The sequence below is a fragment of the Herbaspirillum sp. GW822-FHT03A08 genome (genome assembly GCF_058801885.1).
Genome location: NZ_JBXANR010000003.1, coordinates 111,056 through 124,336 on the forward strand (window position 1 = coordinate 111,056; position 13,281 = coordinate 124,336).

The 13,281-nt window shown below is 56.3% G+C and carries 13 protein-coding genes and 2 tRNA genes; 12 read left to right on the forward strand and 3 right to left on the reverse strand.

The window, feature by feature from the left end; translation table 11 throughout:
* Positions 1–49 precede the first annotated feature (49 nt).
* The 6 genes from AC1RN6_RS09640 (at position 50) to AC1RN6_RS09665 (ending at position 5,605) form a co-directional block, all read left to right on the forward strand.
* Positions 50–1,285, forward strand: coding sequence for a XylR family transcriptional regulator (locus AC1RN6_RS09640; protein ID WP_493004922.1), 1,236 nt, complete (start codon positions 50–52; stop codon positions 1,283–1,285).
* Positions 1,286–1,377: 92 nt separating this feature from the next.
* A complete protein-coding gene (locus AC1RN6_RS09645) occupies positions 1,378–2,442 on the forward strand; it encodes an aldose epimerase family protein (RefSeq protein WP_493004924.1) in 1,065 nt (354 codons plus the stop codon).
* Between the two features lie 149 nt (positions 2,443–2,591).
* Positions 2,592–3,845, forward strand: a complete 1,254-nt coding sequence (locus AC1RN6_RS09650; protein ID WP_493004926.1) for a SpoIIE family protein phosphatase — start codon at positions 2,592–2,594, stop codon at positions 3,843–3,845.
* 19 nt (positions 3,846–3,864) lie between these two features.
* Complete coding sequence (locus AC1RN6_RS09655) at positions 3,865–4,425, forward strand: SiaB family protein kinase (RefSeq protein WP_493004927.1); 561 nt, start codon at positions 3,865–3,867, stop codon at positions 4,423–4,425.
* An 80-nt stretch (positions 4,426–4,505) separates the two neighbouring features.
* Positions 4,506–4,898 (forward strand): DUF1987 domain-containing protein, encoded by a 393-nt coding sequence (locus AC1RN6_RS09660; RefSeq protein ID WP_493004929.1) that lies wholly within the window; start codon positions 4,506–4,508, stop codon positions 4,896–4,898.
* Positions 4,895–5,605 carry a diguanylate cyclase gene (locus AC1RN6_RS09665; protein WP_493004931.1) on the forward strand — a complete coding sequence of 237 codons (711 nt, stop codon included), beginning with the start codon at positions 4,895–4,897 and terminating at the stop codon, positions 5,603–5,605. Before AC1RN6_RS09660 ends, AC1RN6_RS09665 begins: the two co-directional genes overlap by 4 nt.
* A gap of 182 nt (positions 5,606–5,787) precedes the next feature.
* Here AC1RN6_RS09665 and AC1RN6_RS09670 read toward each other — a convergent pair whose 3' ends face one another.
* Positions 5,788–6,213: a DUF1801 domain-containing protein gene (locus AC1RN6_RS09670; RefSeq protein WP_493004933.1), complete on the reverse strand. Its 426-nt coding sequence runs from the start codon at positions 6,211–6,213 to the stop codon at positions 5,788–5,790.
* 279 nt (positions 6,214–6,492) lie between these two features.
* Here AC1RN6_RS09670 and AC1RN6_RS09675 point away from each other — a divergent pair, with 279 nt between their 5' ends.
* The gene (locus AC1RN6_RS09675; RefSeq protein WP_493004935.1) at positions 6,493–6,903 is read left to right on the forward strand and encodes a hypothetical protein; all 411 of its coding nucleotides are present in this window, start codon (positions 6,493–6,495) and stop codon (positions 6,901–6,903) included.
* A gap of 717 nt (positions 6,904–7,620) precedes the next feature.
* The gene (locus tag AC1RN6_RS09680) at positions 7,621–8,718 is read left to right on the forward strand and encodes a DUF4268 domain-containing protein (RefSeq protein ID WP_493004937.1); all 1,098 of its coding nucleotides are present in this window, start codon (positions 7,621–7,623) and stop codon (positions 8,716–8,718) included.
* A 164-nt stretch (positions 8,719–8,882) separates the two neighbouring features.
* Here the strand turns inward: AC1RN6_RS09680 and AC1RN6_RS09685 are convergent.
* A tRNA-Leu gene (locus tag AC1RN6_RS09685) sits at positions 8,883–8,975 on the reverse strand.
* A 238-nt stretch (positions 8,976–9,213) separates the two neighbouring features.
* Here AC1RN6_RS09685 and AC1RN6_RS09690 point away from each other — a divergent pair.
* The 4 genes from AC1RN6_RS09690 to AC1RN6_RS09705 all read left to right on the forward strand — a co-directional run bounded on the left by AC1RN6_RS09690 (position 9,214) and on the right by AC1RN6_RS09705 (position 13,094).
* Complete coding sequence (locus tag AC1RN6_RS09690) at positions 9,214–10,089, forward strand: alpha/beta fold hydrolase (RefSeq protein WP_493004939.1); 876 nt, start codon at positions 9,214–9,216, stop codon at positions 10,087–10,089.
* 178 nt (positions 10,090–10,267) lie between these two features.
* On the forward strand, positions 10,268–10,618 hold the full coding sequence (locus tag AC1RN6_RS09695) for a RidA family protein (RefSeq protein ID WP_094563222.1): 351 nt from the start codon (positions 10,268–10,270) through the stop codon (positions 10,616–10,618).
* A 15-nt stretch (positions 10,619–10,633) separates the two neighbouring features.
* Complete coding sequence (locus AC1RN6_RS09700; protein WP_493004941.1) at positions 10,634–12,892, forward strand: RelA/SpoT family protein; 2,259 nt, start codon at positions 10,634–10,636, stop codon at positions 12,890–12,892.
* 125 nt (positions 12,893–13,017) lie between these two features.
* Positions 13,018–13,094 (forward strand) — tRNA-Val (locus AC1RN6_RS09705).
* Here AC1RN6_RS09705 and AC1RN6_RS09710 read toward each other — a convergent pair.
* Entirely contained in the window at positions 13,089–13,280 is a 192-nt protein-coding gene (locus tag AC1RN6_RS09710) for a hypothetical protein (RefSeq protein ID WP_493004943.1), read from the reverse strand. The two genes, AC1RN6_RS09705 and AC1RN6_RS09710, sit on opposite strands and share 6 nt — an antisense overlap.
* Position 13,281 lies beyond the last annotated feature (1 nt).

The following is a 13,281-nucleotide window of genomic DNA, read 5'->3' on the forward strand; positions in this document are numbered from 1 at the left end:
GCCGGTTTCGGCGCACGGTAAAGGTAGTGGAACATCGGGAGACCGCAGAGTGACAAGAGTACCGACCGTGCATCGCATTGCGCTGCTGTTCAACGGCAACAAGATATTCGATCGCGACATCATCGCCGGGATCGGCGAATACCTCACCAGCACGCGTGCTTCCTGGGACTTGTACCTGGAGGAGGATTTTCGCTGCCGCCTGCAAGGCATCGAGCGTTGGCAGGGGCACGGCATCATCGCCGACTTCGACGATCCGGCTACGTGCGAAGCCCTGTCGGGAGTACATCTGCCGGTGGTCGCCGTCGGCGGATCGTACGCCGATGAAACCGATTATCCGAAAGACACCGCCTACGTCGCGACCGACAACTTCAAACTGGTGAAGCTGGCCTACGACCATCTGATCGAAGCCGGCCTGCAGAATTTCGCCTGCTTCAGCCTGCCCAAGGCCGACGTCAACCGTTGGGCGCAGGAACGCGAAAAAGCTTTTGAAGCGCTGATGCAGCGCGATGGCATTCAGGGACATATTTACCGCGGCGTCGGCACCAGTGCGCCGTCATGGGACACCGCCGTCGAGCAGCAGATCGCCTGGGTGCGCAGCCTGCCCAAGCCGATCGGCATCATCGCCGTCACCGATGCGCGTGCGCGGCAACTGCTGCAAGCCTGTCTGTGCGCAGGCATTGCGGTGCCGGAGCAAGTCGCGCTGATCGGCATCGACAACGATCCGCTGGCGCGCATCCTGACGCGGGTGCCGCTGAGTTCGGTGATTCAGGGTACGGTCGAGATGGGGCGCACCGCGGCGCACTTGCTGCATCAGATGCTGCATGGCGCGCGGTTTTCCGATACACGCATCCTGGTGCCGCCGGCCGGCATCAACGTGCTGGCATCGAGCCGCCACGAAGCGCGCAACCATCCGCACGTGATGCAGGCCATGCATTTCATTCGCCAGTACGCTTGCCAGGGCATCAAGACCGAGCAGGTGGCCGACTATGTCGGCATCTCGCGCTCCTCGCTGGAATGGTACTTCCGCCGCGAACTGGGGCGCAGCGTGCACGACGAGATCCTGCGCTTCAAACTGGACGCCGCCAAACGCCTGCTGCAACAGGCCGGCAGCAACGTCGCCGACATCGCTGTCAGTTGCGGCTTCACGTCAGTGCAATACATGCACGCAGTGTTCAAGCGCGAACTCGGATGCACGCCGCGGGAATATCAGGAGCAGATGGCGGGCGATGCGCCGCCACCGGTTGCAATCCCGCGAAAGAAAGCGCTCGCAACGTCCTCGGCATGAGCCCGTACCAGCACACACGAACGCATACACGAACGTGCAGACAATCAAACGAATGGATTGACGGATTCAATCCATCGCCAATTTTTCAGACGATGACACATTTCACAATCACCAGCGCCCCCGCCGACCACGGCATCACCCTCTACACCTTGCGCAATGCACACGACATGCGCGTCGTCATCAGCGACCGCGGCGCTACGCTGATTTCGTGGTGGGCGCCTGATCGCTATGGCCGCGAAGCCGACGTCTTGCTCGGTTATGCCGGCTGCGACGGTTACGTCGCCAATCCAGCCTTCTTCGGCGGTGTGATCGGACGCTGGGGCAATCGCATCGCCAACGGCCGGTTCACGCTGGATGGCGTCGACTATCAGATCGACCGCAACGAAGGCGACAACCATCTGCACGGTGGAAAGGGGGGATTTCACCTCATGCCATGGCAGGTGCAGACTGATCCGGAAGGGTTGAGAATGACGCTGGCGTCGCCGCACGGCGCAGCGGGATTTCCCGGCAACGTGCTGGCTTCGGTGCTGTACCGTCTCGATGACGACGGGCAGCTGCGCATCGATTACACCGCCACGACGGACGCGCCCACGCCGATCAACCTGACCTCGCACGGCTACTTCAACCTCAATGGCGGCGCAGGCGACATCTGCGACCATATCCTGTCCATCGATGCGGATGCCTATCTGCAAGTGGACCGCAGACTGATACCCGAAAAAGTCGCCAACGTGGCCGGCAGCGCCTTCGACTTTCGTCAGCCCGCGCCGATCGGCCCGCGTCTGGCGTGGCCCGACGAACAGCTCAGAGTGGCCGGCGGCTTCGACCACTGCTACTGCCTGCGCCGGGACAACGATGACGTCACCGAACCGGGGCGCAGCATCCAGCCGCTGCGCGACGTGGCGACGGTCTACGATCCGGGCTCAGGACGTGAGCTGACCGTCTCGACCACCGAGAACGGCCTGCAGTTCTACAGCGGCAATTTCCTGAAAGGCGTGCAGGGACGGGCGACGCAGCCCTACGCCATGCACGATGGCTTTTGTCTCGAAGCGCAAGCCTATCCGGATCAGGTCAATACGCCGGAGCGTGAGGCGGTTATCCTGCGGCCGGGCCAGGTCTACCGCCAGACCACGGCATACCGGCTGAGCGTCAGGACTTAGCCTGTTTTGACGGATGCCATGCCAAAAACAGCCTGAACAGCCCGTCCCGCCTGGATGTTGAGAGCGTCATATCGCTGTCACACAAGTTAACTAAAATTGCTGGTTAAACAACAATTTGCTGTTTTGCAGTTAACTGGGACAGGGACCACGTGGACACCGATTTTAGCCTTGCGCCGATGGCAGGGCGTCATTTGCAACAGCCGACAGCCAGCGCGCTGGCGGTGAGCGTACCCTCAGTGACCTTTGAAGAGAACAATGCCAAGGTCCTGGAGGTGTTCGGACGCCATCGCGAACTGATCAGCTTGCCGGTGCTGGAGAACGGTCACCCGATCGGACTCATCAGCCGCAATATCTTCATGTCGCAGATGTCCAAGCCATACCACCGCGAACTCTACGAGAAGAAGAGCTGCATCGCCTTCATGGACAAGGACCCGCTCATTGTCGAAGTCGACACCTCCATCGAGACGCTCGGCGCGCTGGCGGTGGAATCCGGCGACAAGACGTTGGCGGACGGCTTCATGATCGTCGACCAGGGCAAGTTCACCGGCCTCGGCTCCGGTCTGGATCTGATGCGCATGATGGTCGCGCTGCAGGCAGAAAAGAACCGCCAGGTCATGCAAAGCATCGACTACGCCAGCGTCATCCAGCGCGCCATGCTGAGCGCCTCGCGCACGGCCATGTCGCAAGCGCTGGCCGATGCCTGCCTGATCTGGGAGCCGCGCGACGTCGTCGGCGGCGACTTCTACCATTTCGAACGTTATGCCGACGGCTGGTTTGCTGCAGTCGCCGATTGCACCGGCCACGGCGTGCCGGGCGCGTTCCTGACGCTGATCGCCTCGTCATCGCTCAAGCAGGCGTTGGAACAACACGGCCCGCACGACCCGGCGCGCGTTATGGGCGAAGTCAACCGCAGCATGAAGAACGTACTCGGCCAGCACGCCACGGCAGAGCAGCGGTCCGAATCCGACGACGGCATGGACGCCTGCTTCTTCTGGTTCGAAGCCGCCACCGACAGCCTGACCTACGCCAGCGCCAAGATGCCTTTGCTGGTGCTCTTGCCCGGCGCGGAAGAAGTGCAGACCCTGGACGGTTCGCGCACCGGTCTCGGCTATATCGACACGCCCGACGATATGAAGTGGAGCAACCGCAGCGTGCAACTGAGCGAAGGCGCAGTCGTCATGACGGCCACCGACGGCATCATCGACCAGATCGGCGGTCCGAAGAACATCGCCTTCGGCAAGCAGCGCCTGCGCAATGCCATGCTGGCTAACCGTGATCTGTCCATGTCGGAGTTCGGCAAGAAGTTCATGGAAGAGCAAAAGAACTACCAGGGGCATCAGCGCCGCCGCGATGACCTGACATTTTTCAGTTTCCGCCTGCGCGGATCGATTAACAGTAAATAGAAGTCAAGTGCAGATAGCTATGAACGGGATTCAACAGCAGTGGGATGATTTTCACCGATGCGTCGAGCGGCGCGACGTGATCTTTTACTACGTCGGGTATTTTTCGCAAACGATCATTGCCGCCATGGCCGATGCCGTCAAGCTGCGCGCCGAGCACACCGGCGCAGTCGCCGTCACGCGCCGCAAGCTGTTTTCTTCGTTCATTGAAATGACGCAAAACATCGTGCACTATTCGGCGGATTCGTACGACAAGGAAGGCATTTCGGAAGCCGGCATGCGTCACGGCGCAGTCTTCATCTCGCTGACCAACGAGCGCTACTATCTGCATTGCTCCAATCCGGTCAACGCCGTCGTCGCCGAAAAGCTGCGCGAGAAGCTGGAGCATTTGCGCTCGCTCACCATCGACGAAATCAAATTGGAGTATAAGGAGATGCTGCGCTCCGAGACGCCGCCCGACAGCAAAGGCGCCGGCCTCGGTTTTCTGACGATGGCGCGCGATGCCAGCGCACCGCTGGAGTTTGAATTCTCGCCGCCGGTTGCCGACGGCACCTCAATGTTTTATTTAAGAGCGACGATCTGACCCGCCATGCTTTGTTGTGCAAAGTGACGTGATGGCGGGAGATATGTTTCTCGTGGTTTGTTTGAATAAAGAATGTAAATATGGATAACTTATTTATCGCGGCCAGTGCCAGTTCCCCTGAAGTCGATTTTCGTTTCGACGAGCGCAAGCTCTCGTTGAAAGGGGAGTCCTATCCGGAAAACGCCGCGCAGTTCTGGGGCGACATCATCGCCGTGCTGCGCCAGTTTCTGGAGCAGGATGCCGAGGGCACAAGCATCACGGTCAACGTGGCGCTGGCCTACTTCAACAGCTCCAGCACCAAGATGCTGTTCTCGCTGTTCGGCACGCTGAACGAAAAAGCCAAGACCGGCACCGAAGTCGTCCTCAACTGGTACCACGACGAAGAAGACGACACCATCTTCGAGTTCGGCCAGGAACTGAGCGAAGACTTCCCCAACCTCGTTTTCCACGATCAGGCAGTAAAAAGCGAATGAGCGACGTCGACCTATTTGAAGCCGAGACCGCAGTTCTCACCCGCGCCACGCAAGTCGTAGCAAGCGGCGCTGACGAACCCGAGCAATACCGGCAAGCCCTGGAAGAACTGGTTAAAAGCTACGGCCGCCTCATGCGCGAAAGCCGCCGCCTGATCGCCCGCAGCGACCGCACCGAGCGCGAACTCAACCAGCTCAACTCCAGACTGCAACAACTCACCGACGAGCTGGACTACAAAGCCAGGCACGACAACCTCACCGGCGCGCTCAACCGCGGCGCCATCTTCGAGCGCGCGCATCACTTCCTCAAGAAAACCTCGCTGTCCCTCGTCGTCCTCGACATCGATTTCTTCAAACGCATCAACGACGAATTCGGCCACCCGACCGGCGACGCCGTCATCCGCGAACTGGTCAACCGTCTGCGCAGAACGCTCAACGGCGAAGGTGAAATCGGCCGCGTCGGCGGCGAAGAATTCACCATCCTGCTGCCCGGCGTATCGCTCGACGCAGCGGTGATCATCGCAGAAGAAATCCGACTCGCCATCGTTCAGGAAACCTTCCCCTGCCTGCCGTCACGCCCGGTGACATCCAGCTTCGGCATCTCCTGGAGCGACGTCGGCGCCGATTTTGAAGATGCTTATGCACGTGCCGATGCAGCCTTGTACAAAGCCAAGCACGGTGGCCGCAACCGCGTGGAGCGGGACGCTTAAACCTTGTTGTAAGTCTTGCTTGTCAGTGCTGATGCAGAGAGCGGGGATGAATGAGTGGAGGTGGAGGAGTGGAGTTGTTCTGAAGCGTAAGCGCCTTGGATGTCCCTCTCGCAAAGACTGCCTCTGACTGAATAGTTGCATCATTGCCGGCAGCATCGACCGCTGCCATCTCCGCAGTAAATCTAATCCTTCGCCTTCTTCACCGACTTCGACTTTGCAGCCAACTTGCCGGTGCTGTTGAAGGTGATCGCCTCACGAATCAAGGCCTTGAACGCCGCAGCATCAATCTCTTCCCCTTCATGAATATCGATCGCGCGCCGCACCTTGCCATCAAGGCTTGAGTTGAACAGCGACGCAGGATCTTGCAGCGAAGCTCCCTTGGCGAAGGTCAGCTTCACCACCTTCTTGTAAGACTCGCCGGTACAGAGGATACCGTCGTGCGACCAGACGGGCACGTCGCCCCATTTCATTTCTTCGATGACTTCCGGATCTTCTTGTCGGATCAGCTCGCGCATTCTGGTGAGAGTGGTGCTGCGCCAGTCTGCGAGGCTGGTGATTTTTTGGGAGATCAGGTTTGATTCGGATTTAGTTGTGTTCTGTTTCGTCATAGTCTCCTCCTGAAATTTATAAAAAAATGAATTTTCAAATGGGCCTGGCTAAGTGCATCACCGAGATCTATGTGAGCCGTCGACCGTTTTTTATGATGCGTATCGGCAATTTTGTTTCGTGAATTAAAACATACTCAGATGTATGCGTTTCGAAATCAAATTTATGCGGAATAAAGTGCTGTTTGGCTCTTGCTTACCAGTTTGATATCCAAGTAATCTTTAAGCTTGAATATCAATTACTCGAAAACAAACGAACATCAAACAAGAACCGGGGGAAGCATGGAAGTCTTTTGGATAGTGGTTGTTCTTGGCATTGCTGCAGTGATTTGGAATGCAATAAAAAAACAACGAGAACTGGAAGCTGCCAAAGCCAGCTATATGAACAGCCTTGAGGAGTTGAAGCAGCATCCAGCGAATCCCGAACTCAGGCAGGCAACTCTGGCCAAAGGCCGCTATTACTCCAATCTGACGAGAAATAAAAAAGGCGTCACGATGTTCGACGAGGTTGCGTTGATGAATGACATCAATGCAGCTTGCGCTGGCGCTGCCACTTTCAAATCTTCGTTCCCAGAGGCCGTCTCTGATTCAATTGAAGAGCGTCTTAAAAAACTCACCAAGCTCAAAGAATCGAATTTGATTACGGAGCAGGAGTACAACGATAAGCGCGTGGCTATTCTTGCTGAGGTTTAACTGCCAAGTAATGACAACTGTCTATGTCCTGAATCTGGACGCTGATCTCACACGCTGCTCATGTAGCCGAATGAAAAACACAAAAAATAAAGGCAAAAAATGGGTTCTTTCAGCATCTGACACTGGCTTATTTTATTGATTCTTGCTCTGACGGTTTTTGTCCCGTTCGGAAAAATACTGTCTCGCACCGGCCATAGTCCTCTCTGGGCAATTCTTTTAATTATTCCCATCGTCAACTGGATTGTGATTTGGGTATTTGCTTTCAAGAAATGGCCGATTGATAGGTACTAAATAACGACAACTCAAGGGGGGCGCATGAGGCAATACATCAAGACGGGTGTCATCGCAATAGTGCTTGCGGTGGGGACATCTGCTTACGCAAAAGGTGGCGGCGGGCATTCGAGTTCTGGTCATTCGCATAGGGCTGCAACAGGTACCGGTTCCAGCATGTCGAAAACGCATGTCAGCGGCTACTCTACGCACACGGGTAAGCACGTTGATAGCCATAACCGATCTACCAAGGATCAGACGAAGACGAATAACTGGTCAACGAAAGGAAATGTCAATCCAGATACTGGTAAGCCGGGGACTAGATAATTTCAAAATACGTATTTACTCCTTAACTGGCTTTGATTGGCTCAAGTCAGTTATCGTAAAAGAGCCACACCGGTGCGTTCGAATTTGTGATGATTTTGAGAAAACGGAGTTGGAGAAAGAATGGCGCTATTTGAAATGACGGAAGAAAATTTAACCGCTATCAGTGAAACCAGTTTCGATATTGAGGGAATCTACGAACGTAGAGATCTTCAACGGCACCTCAAGAAAAATATTTCCGCCCTTGCACCTGACCTCATGGTCATCGCAGAGGAATATGGCGATTGGATTGATAGCCTGCGCCGAGTTGATTTGCTCTGTATTGATAAAGATGCCAATCTCGTCGTCGTTGAAATCAAGAGGACAAATGACGGCGGTCACATGGAGTTGCAGGCCATCCGTTACGCTGCGATGCTATCAACAATGACTTGGAAACAGCTCATTGAAGCGCATGTGACATACCTGAGTGCCGAAGGCAAGCCAATTGATACAGCAGAAGCCGATATTCTCGCGTTCCTCCATGTTGAAAGCCGAGATGAAGAGGCGTTTGGAAAGGATGTACGAATCATCCTTGCTTCTTCCAATTTCTCAAAAGAAATTACGATGGCTGTCCTATGGTTGAACGATCACGATTTGGATATTCAGCGCATCAAGCTCAAGCCATATCGCCTACAAGACAAGCTTTTATTGGATGTTCAGCAGATAATTCCTCTTCCCGAGGCCGCAGAATTTCAGACTCAAATCCGCGCGAAAGAGAACGCAGAGCGCGTTCAAAAAGCTGAAAGATATGATATCCGTTTCCAGTTTTGGGAAGAGTTGCTTGCCTATGCCAAGACAAGAACCCAACTCCATGCTTCGCGCCGCCCTGGTAAATATCATTGGATTGGTGGAACGACGGGTAAGGCAGGGGTTTATATCAATTACGTCATTCGAGGCGACGATGCACAGGTTGAACTCTATATTGATGACCATGATGAAATAACCAATAAAGCGAGGTTCGAATACTTCAAGAGCCATGCTGACGATATCAATGCCAAATTTGGTGAAGGTTTAATTTGGGAGGAGCTTCAGAGCAAAAGAGCTTGCCGAGTAAAGTATGAGCTTCAAGGTGGATGGCGAGCTGATAAGGCCGAATGGAAGGTCATGCAGCAGAACATGGTCGACGCTATGATTAAGCTCGAAAATGTCTTTCGACCGTATATCACTAGCATGACCATCTGATGCGATCAGGAGTGCGCTATATGCGGTCTTTCTTGTTTGGCGCAGGCGCCTTAGTCTCACTTGCTATAGTGCCGCTTTAGACTGACTAGGACAACAAAAAGCCCGCGAGGCCATAAAGCGTGCGGGCTTTTAAATTTCTTTGGACTTGCTTTGAAACAGCTTCTTGGTACCTGAGACCGGACTTGAACCGGTACGCCCCTTTCCAGGTAAGCGGCGGATTTTAAGTCCGCTGTGTCTACCAATTTCACCACTCAGGCAGCTGTTTTTCGCGATGTCGTATCGCGGAAAAGGAACGCATTATAGCAGCGACTCCGTCCGAAATCAGCCTATTGTGACGACGACTTCCTGTTTCCTTCCGTTTTACCCCCTGCGTTGCCCGTAAGCAGGCATGGGCCGGTCTCGGACCGGCTCTTCCCCGTCGTTTCTCTTTCCGGTCTACAACAGCCGCCTCAGGGAGTAAAATATCGAGTATTCCAACCTGACTTGGCCGAGACCATGACACAAGCTGTATTGAAGACAGTTCAATGTATTTCGCCTGCCGGTTTGCATTCGATGGCTTACAAGGAGTGGGGCAATCCTCACAATCCCAATGTGCTGGTGTGCGTGCATGGCGTGACGCGCGTGGGCGACGATTTTGATGTGATGGCGCGTGAGTTGTCCGAGACGTATCGGGTGGTGTGCCCGGATGTGGTCGGGCGCGGGCGCTCGGGGCGCTTGCAGGCGCCGCAGTATTATGTGATTCCGCAGTATGTGAGCGATATGGTGACTTTGCTGGCGCGTCTGGATGCGGAGTCGGTGGACTGGTTCGGCACCTCGATGGGCGGGCTGATCGGCATGGGTCTTGCATCGATGCCGGAGAATCCGATTCGCCGTCTGGTGCTCAACGATATCGGTCCTTCGATCAATGCGTCGGCATTGGCGCGCATCGGTGAATACATCGGGCAGGATATCCGCTTCACGACCTTTGACGAGGCGGCGCAATATATTCGCACTATTTCGGCGACTTTCGGGCTGCATACGGATGAGGAGTGGCACAAGCTGGCTGCGGATGTTTTGCGCCAGGACAAGGACGGCAAGTGGACGCGCCACTATGATCTGAAGCTGGCGGAACCGTTCAAGACCATGACGCCGGAAGCGGCGAGCATCGGCGAGTCGATGCTGTGGGCTGCTTACGATGCGATCCGCTGCCCGACGCTGCTGGTGCGCGGCAAGCAATCCGACCTGCTGCTGCCGGAGGTGGCGCAGGAAATGACGCAGCGCGGTCCCAAGGCGAAGCTGGTGGAATTTGAAGGCGTCGGTCATGCGCCGACGTTCATGCATGCCGAGCAGATCCAGGTTGCTAAGGACTTTTTGCTCGGCCAGGTCGTTTGAAATCGTTTGAACAGTTTCAACCGATGAATTCGGTTGAAACAATGGAATTACTAACAGGTTGATTCGTCCAACATCAAAAACAGGCTGCAACGGCTGACAACAGCCGTTCAAAAACGGCGATAGGTCAATAGCGCCGGCAGCACCGGACATCAATTCATACACTTACAGAGGAAACATCATGACAGTACAACGTCTCCACGTCGGCAAGCGTCTCTCCGAAGCCGCGATTCACAACGGTACCGTCTATCTGGCCGGCCAGATCGCCGAAGACACCACCCAGAACATCGAAGGCCAGACACGTGAAGTACTGGGCCACATCGACCGTCTGCTGGCTGAAGCCGGCAGCAGCAAGGAAAACATCCTGTCGTGCCAGATCTATATCGCCGACGTGAAGGATTTTGAAGGCATGAATTCGGTCTGGGATAGCTGGGTGCCTGCCGGCAACACGCCGCCGCGCGCCACCGTCGAGGCCAAGCTGGCCCGTCCTGAATTGCTGGTCGAGATCATCATCGTCGCTGCTCAAAAATAATCCAAGCAAGGTTTCATGGTTTCAGTCGTCGCAGTTCCGCAAGAGGGCACCGCCCCCATCGTCGCCGGATTGAGTCCGGATGACGCCGCGCGCGTATTGAGCGCGCTGGCGTTCGTCGCGCCTCTGTATGCCGGCAAGCCGATTCCATCGGGGCAGGATGCCTTGCAGTTCGTGCAGGGCGTGGTCAGCGTGCTGACCGCGCTGAACGTCGACGCTGAAACACGCATCGCCGGTCTGCTGTTCGAGTTGCACGTGCTTGATCTGGATGCTGCGGCGTTGATTGAAGAACGCTTCGGCAAGGACATCACCGATCTGGTTGCGGGTGTGCGCCAGTTGATGCGTTTTCATAGTCTGACCTTCCAGCATCCGCAAGAAGTCTTGCGCGGCAAGAACGCGGCGCAACAGGCTGCGGCGCAGGTTGAGACCTTGCGCAAGATGCTGCTGGCGATGGCCAGCGACATGCGCGTGGTACTGGTGCGCCTGGCTTCGCGCGTGACCACCTTGCGCTACTTCGCCGAGAACAAGCTGGAGAACGAAGGCACCGCGCAATATGCGCGCGAGACTTTCGACCTCTATGCGCCGCTGGCCAATCGCCTCGGCATCTGGCAGCTCAAGTGGGAGCTGGAGGATTTGTCCTTCCGCTTCATTGAGCCGGCCACCTATAAACGCATCGCTAAGATGCTGGAAGAAAAGCGCATCGAGCGCGCGGAGTTTGTCGCCACCGCCATCGACCGTCTGCGTACCGAGCTGACCGCCGCCGACATCAAGGCGGAAGTCTCCGGCCGCCCCAAGCACATCTACAGCATCTGGAACAAGATGCGCGGCAAGGCCATCGATTTCTCCGAGCTGTACGACGTGCGCGCCTTCCGCGTCATCGTGGACGACATCAAGACGTGCTACACGGTGCTCGGCATCATCCACAACATCTGGGTGCCGATTCCCAAAGAGTTTGACGATTACATTTCACGTCCCAAGCAGAACGGCTATCAGTCGCTGCACACGGTCGTGATCGCCGAAGACGGCCGTCCGCTGGAAGTGCAGATCCGCACGCACGAGATGCATCATTTCGCCGAATACGGCGTGGCGGCGCACTGGCGCTACAAGGAAAGCGGCGGCTCCAATTTCGCGGCGCAAAAGTACGATGAAAAGATCGCCTGGCTGCGTCAGCTGCTGGCATGGAAGAGCGAAGTCTCCGACGCCGTGGTCGAGCAGGAAGAAGTGCGCCGCGACTGGGTCGAGAAGCTCAAGTCGACCACGCTTGACGAGCGCATCTACGTACTGACGCCACAAGCGCGCGTGATCGAGCTGCCCAACGGCGCCACGCCGATCGACTTCGCGTATCACTTGCACAGCGACGTCGGCCATCGTTGCCGCGGCGCGCGCGTCGATGGCGTGATGGTGCCGCTGAACACGCCGCTGAAAAACGGCCAGACCGTCGACATCATCACCGTCAAGAGCGGCCCTGGTGTGGGGCCGTCGCGCGACTGGCTGAGCCCGGGTTACGCCGCCAGTTCGCGCACGCGTTCCAAGGTGCGCGCCTGGTTCAACGCCATCGAACAGGAAGAGACGCTGGCCCACGGCCGCACCGTGCTGGAAAAAACGCTGCAACGCGAAGGCAAGACCGCAGTCAATCTGGAAGAACTCGCGCACAAGCTAGGCTTCGCCAAGGTCGACGATCTGTGCCTGTCGCTGGGGAAGGACGAATTCAGCCCGCGCCAGATCGAACAGATGCTGCACGAAGGCGAAGAGGGCAAGGAAAGCAAACACGCCGAACCCGACGAAGCCTCCATCACCCGCAAGAGCCGCGCATCGAGCGTGGTGCAAGGCGCCAAATCCGGCGTGCTGGTGGTCGGCACTGAAGGCCTGATGACGCAGCTGGCGCGCTGCTGCAAACCGGCGCCGCCGGACAGCATCGTCGGCTTCGTCACGCGCGGCAAGGGCGTATCCATCCACAGGCTGACGTGCAAGAACTTCGCCGAGATGAGCAGCAAGGCGCCCGAACGCGTCATCCAGACCGAATGGGGCAGCTCCGGCAAGGACACGGTTTATCCGGTGGACATCTTCGTGCTGGCAGGCGATCGTCAGGGCCTGCTGCGCGATATTTCAGAAATTTTCCTGCGCGAAAAGATCAACGTCATCGGCGTCAGCACGCAAAGCGTGAAGGGGCAGGCGCGCATGGGATTCACTGCCGAGATCGGCTCGACCGCGCAATTAATCAAGGCGCTGGCGGTGATCCGCGAAGTGAAGGGCGTGCTGGAAGCCAGACGCCAGTAGGCTTTGCGGCGGGTTGGCTAGTTGCTGAAAGATGTCGGAAGAAGCGGCGAACAAGATTTTTTAAAAAACTTTTCGCCAAGACTAGCCAAAAATAAAAAATGCCCCTATAATCTCGCTTCTTCACTAGGCGCGTAGCTCAGCTGGTTAGAGCACTACCTTGACATGGTAGGGGTCGTTGGTTCGAGTCCAATCGTGCCTACCAATATTCTTGATGTTGTTGAATATTGGTATCGAAGCAGGTCATCATGACCGTTTCGACAAACAGCATCAAATGTAAAAAACGGAAGCGCAGTGCGGCTTCCGTTTTTTCTTTTTGTGCGCCGTTTTTTCTGCTTTTCTTTCCCAGGTAATCTTCTCTTCTCGCCAGGAATACTCTTCTTTCAAACATT

Excerpts from the sequence above, each read along its gene's own strand:
- AC1RN6_RS09660 (WP_493004929.1), top strand. The coding sequence starts at position 4,506 with ATGGATAACTTATTTATCGCGGCCAGTGCCAGTTCCCCTGAAGTCGAT.
- AC1RN6_RS09655 (WP_493004927.1), top strand. The coding sequence starts at position 3,865 with ATGAACGGGATTCAACAGCAGTGGGATGATTTTCACCGATGCGTCGAG.
- AC1RN6_RS09670 (WP_493004933.1), bottom strand. The coding sequence starts at position 6,213 with ATGACGAAACAGAACACAACTAAATCCGAATCAAACCTGATCTCCCAA.
- AC1RN6_RS09690 (WP_493004939.1), top strand. The coding sequence starts at position 9,214 with ATGACACAAGCTGTATTGAAGACAGTTCAATGTATTTCGCCTGCCGGT.
- AC1RN6_RS09700 (WP_493004941.1), top strand. The coding sequence starts at position 10,634 with ATGGTTTCAGTCGTCGCAGTTCCGCAAGAGGGCACCGCCCCCATCGTC.
- AC1RN6_RS09675 (WP_493004935.1), top strand. The coding sequence starts at position 6,493 with ATGGAAGTCTTTTGGATAGTGGTTGTTCTTGGCATTGCTGCAGTGATT.
- AC1RN6_RS09665 (WP_493004931.1), top strand. The coding sequence starts at position 4,895 with ATGAGCGACGTCGACCTATTTGAAGCCGAGACCGCAGTTCTCACCCGC.
- AC1RN6_RS09710 (WP_493004943.1), bottom strand. The coding sequence starts at position 13,280 with ATGTTTGAAAGAAGAGTATTCCTGGCGAGAAGAGAAGATTACCTGGGA.
- AC1RN6_RS09680 (WP_493004937.1), top strand. The coding sequence starts at position 7,621 with ATGGCGCTATTTGAAATGACGGAAGAAAATTTAACCGCTATCAGTGAA.
- AC1RN6_RS09645 (WP_493004924.1), top strand. The coding sequence starts at position 1,378 with ATGACACATTTCACAATCACCAGCGCCCCCGCCGACCACGGCATCACC.
- AC1RN6_RS09695 (WP_094563222.1), top strand. The coding sequence starts at position 10,268 with ATGACAGTACAACGTCTCCACGTCGGCAAGCGTCTCTCCGAAGCCGCG.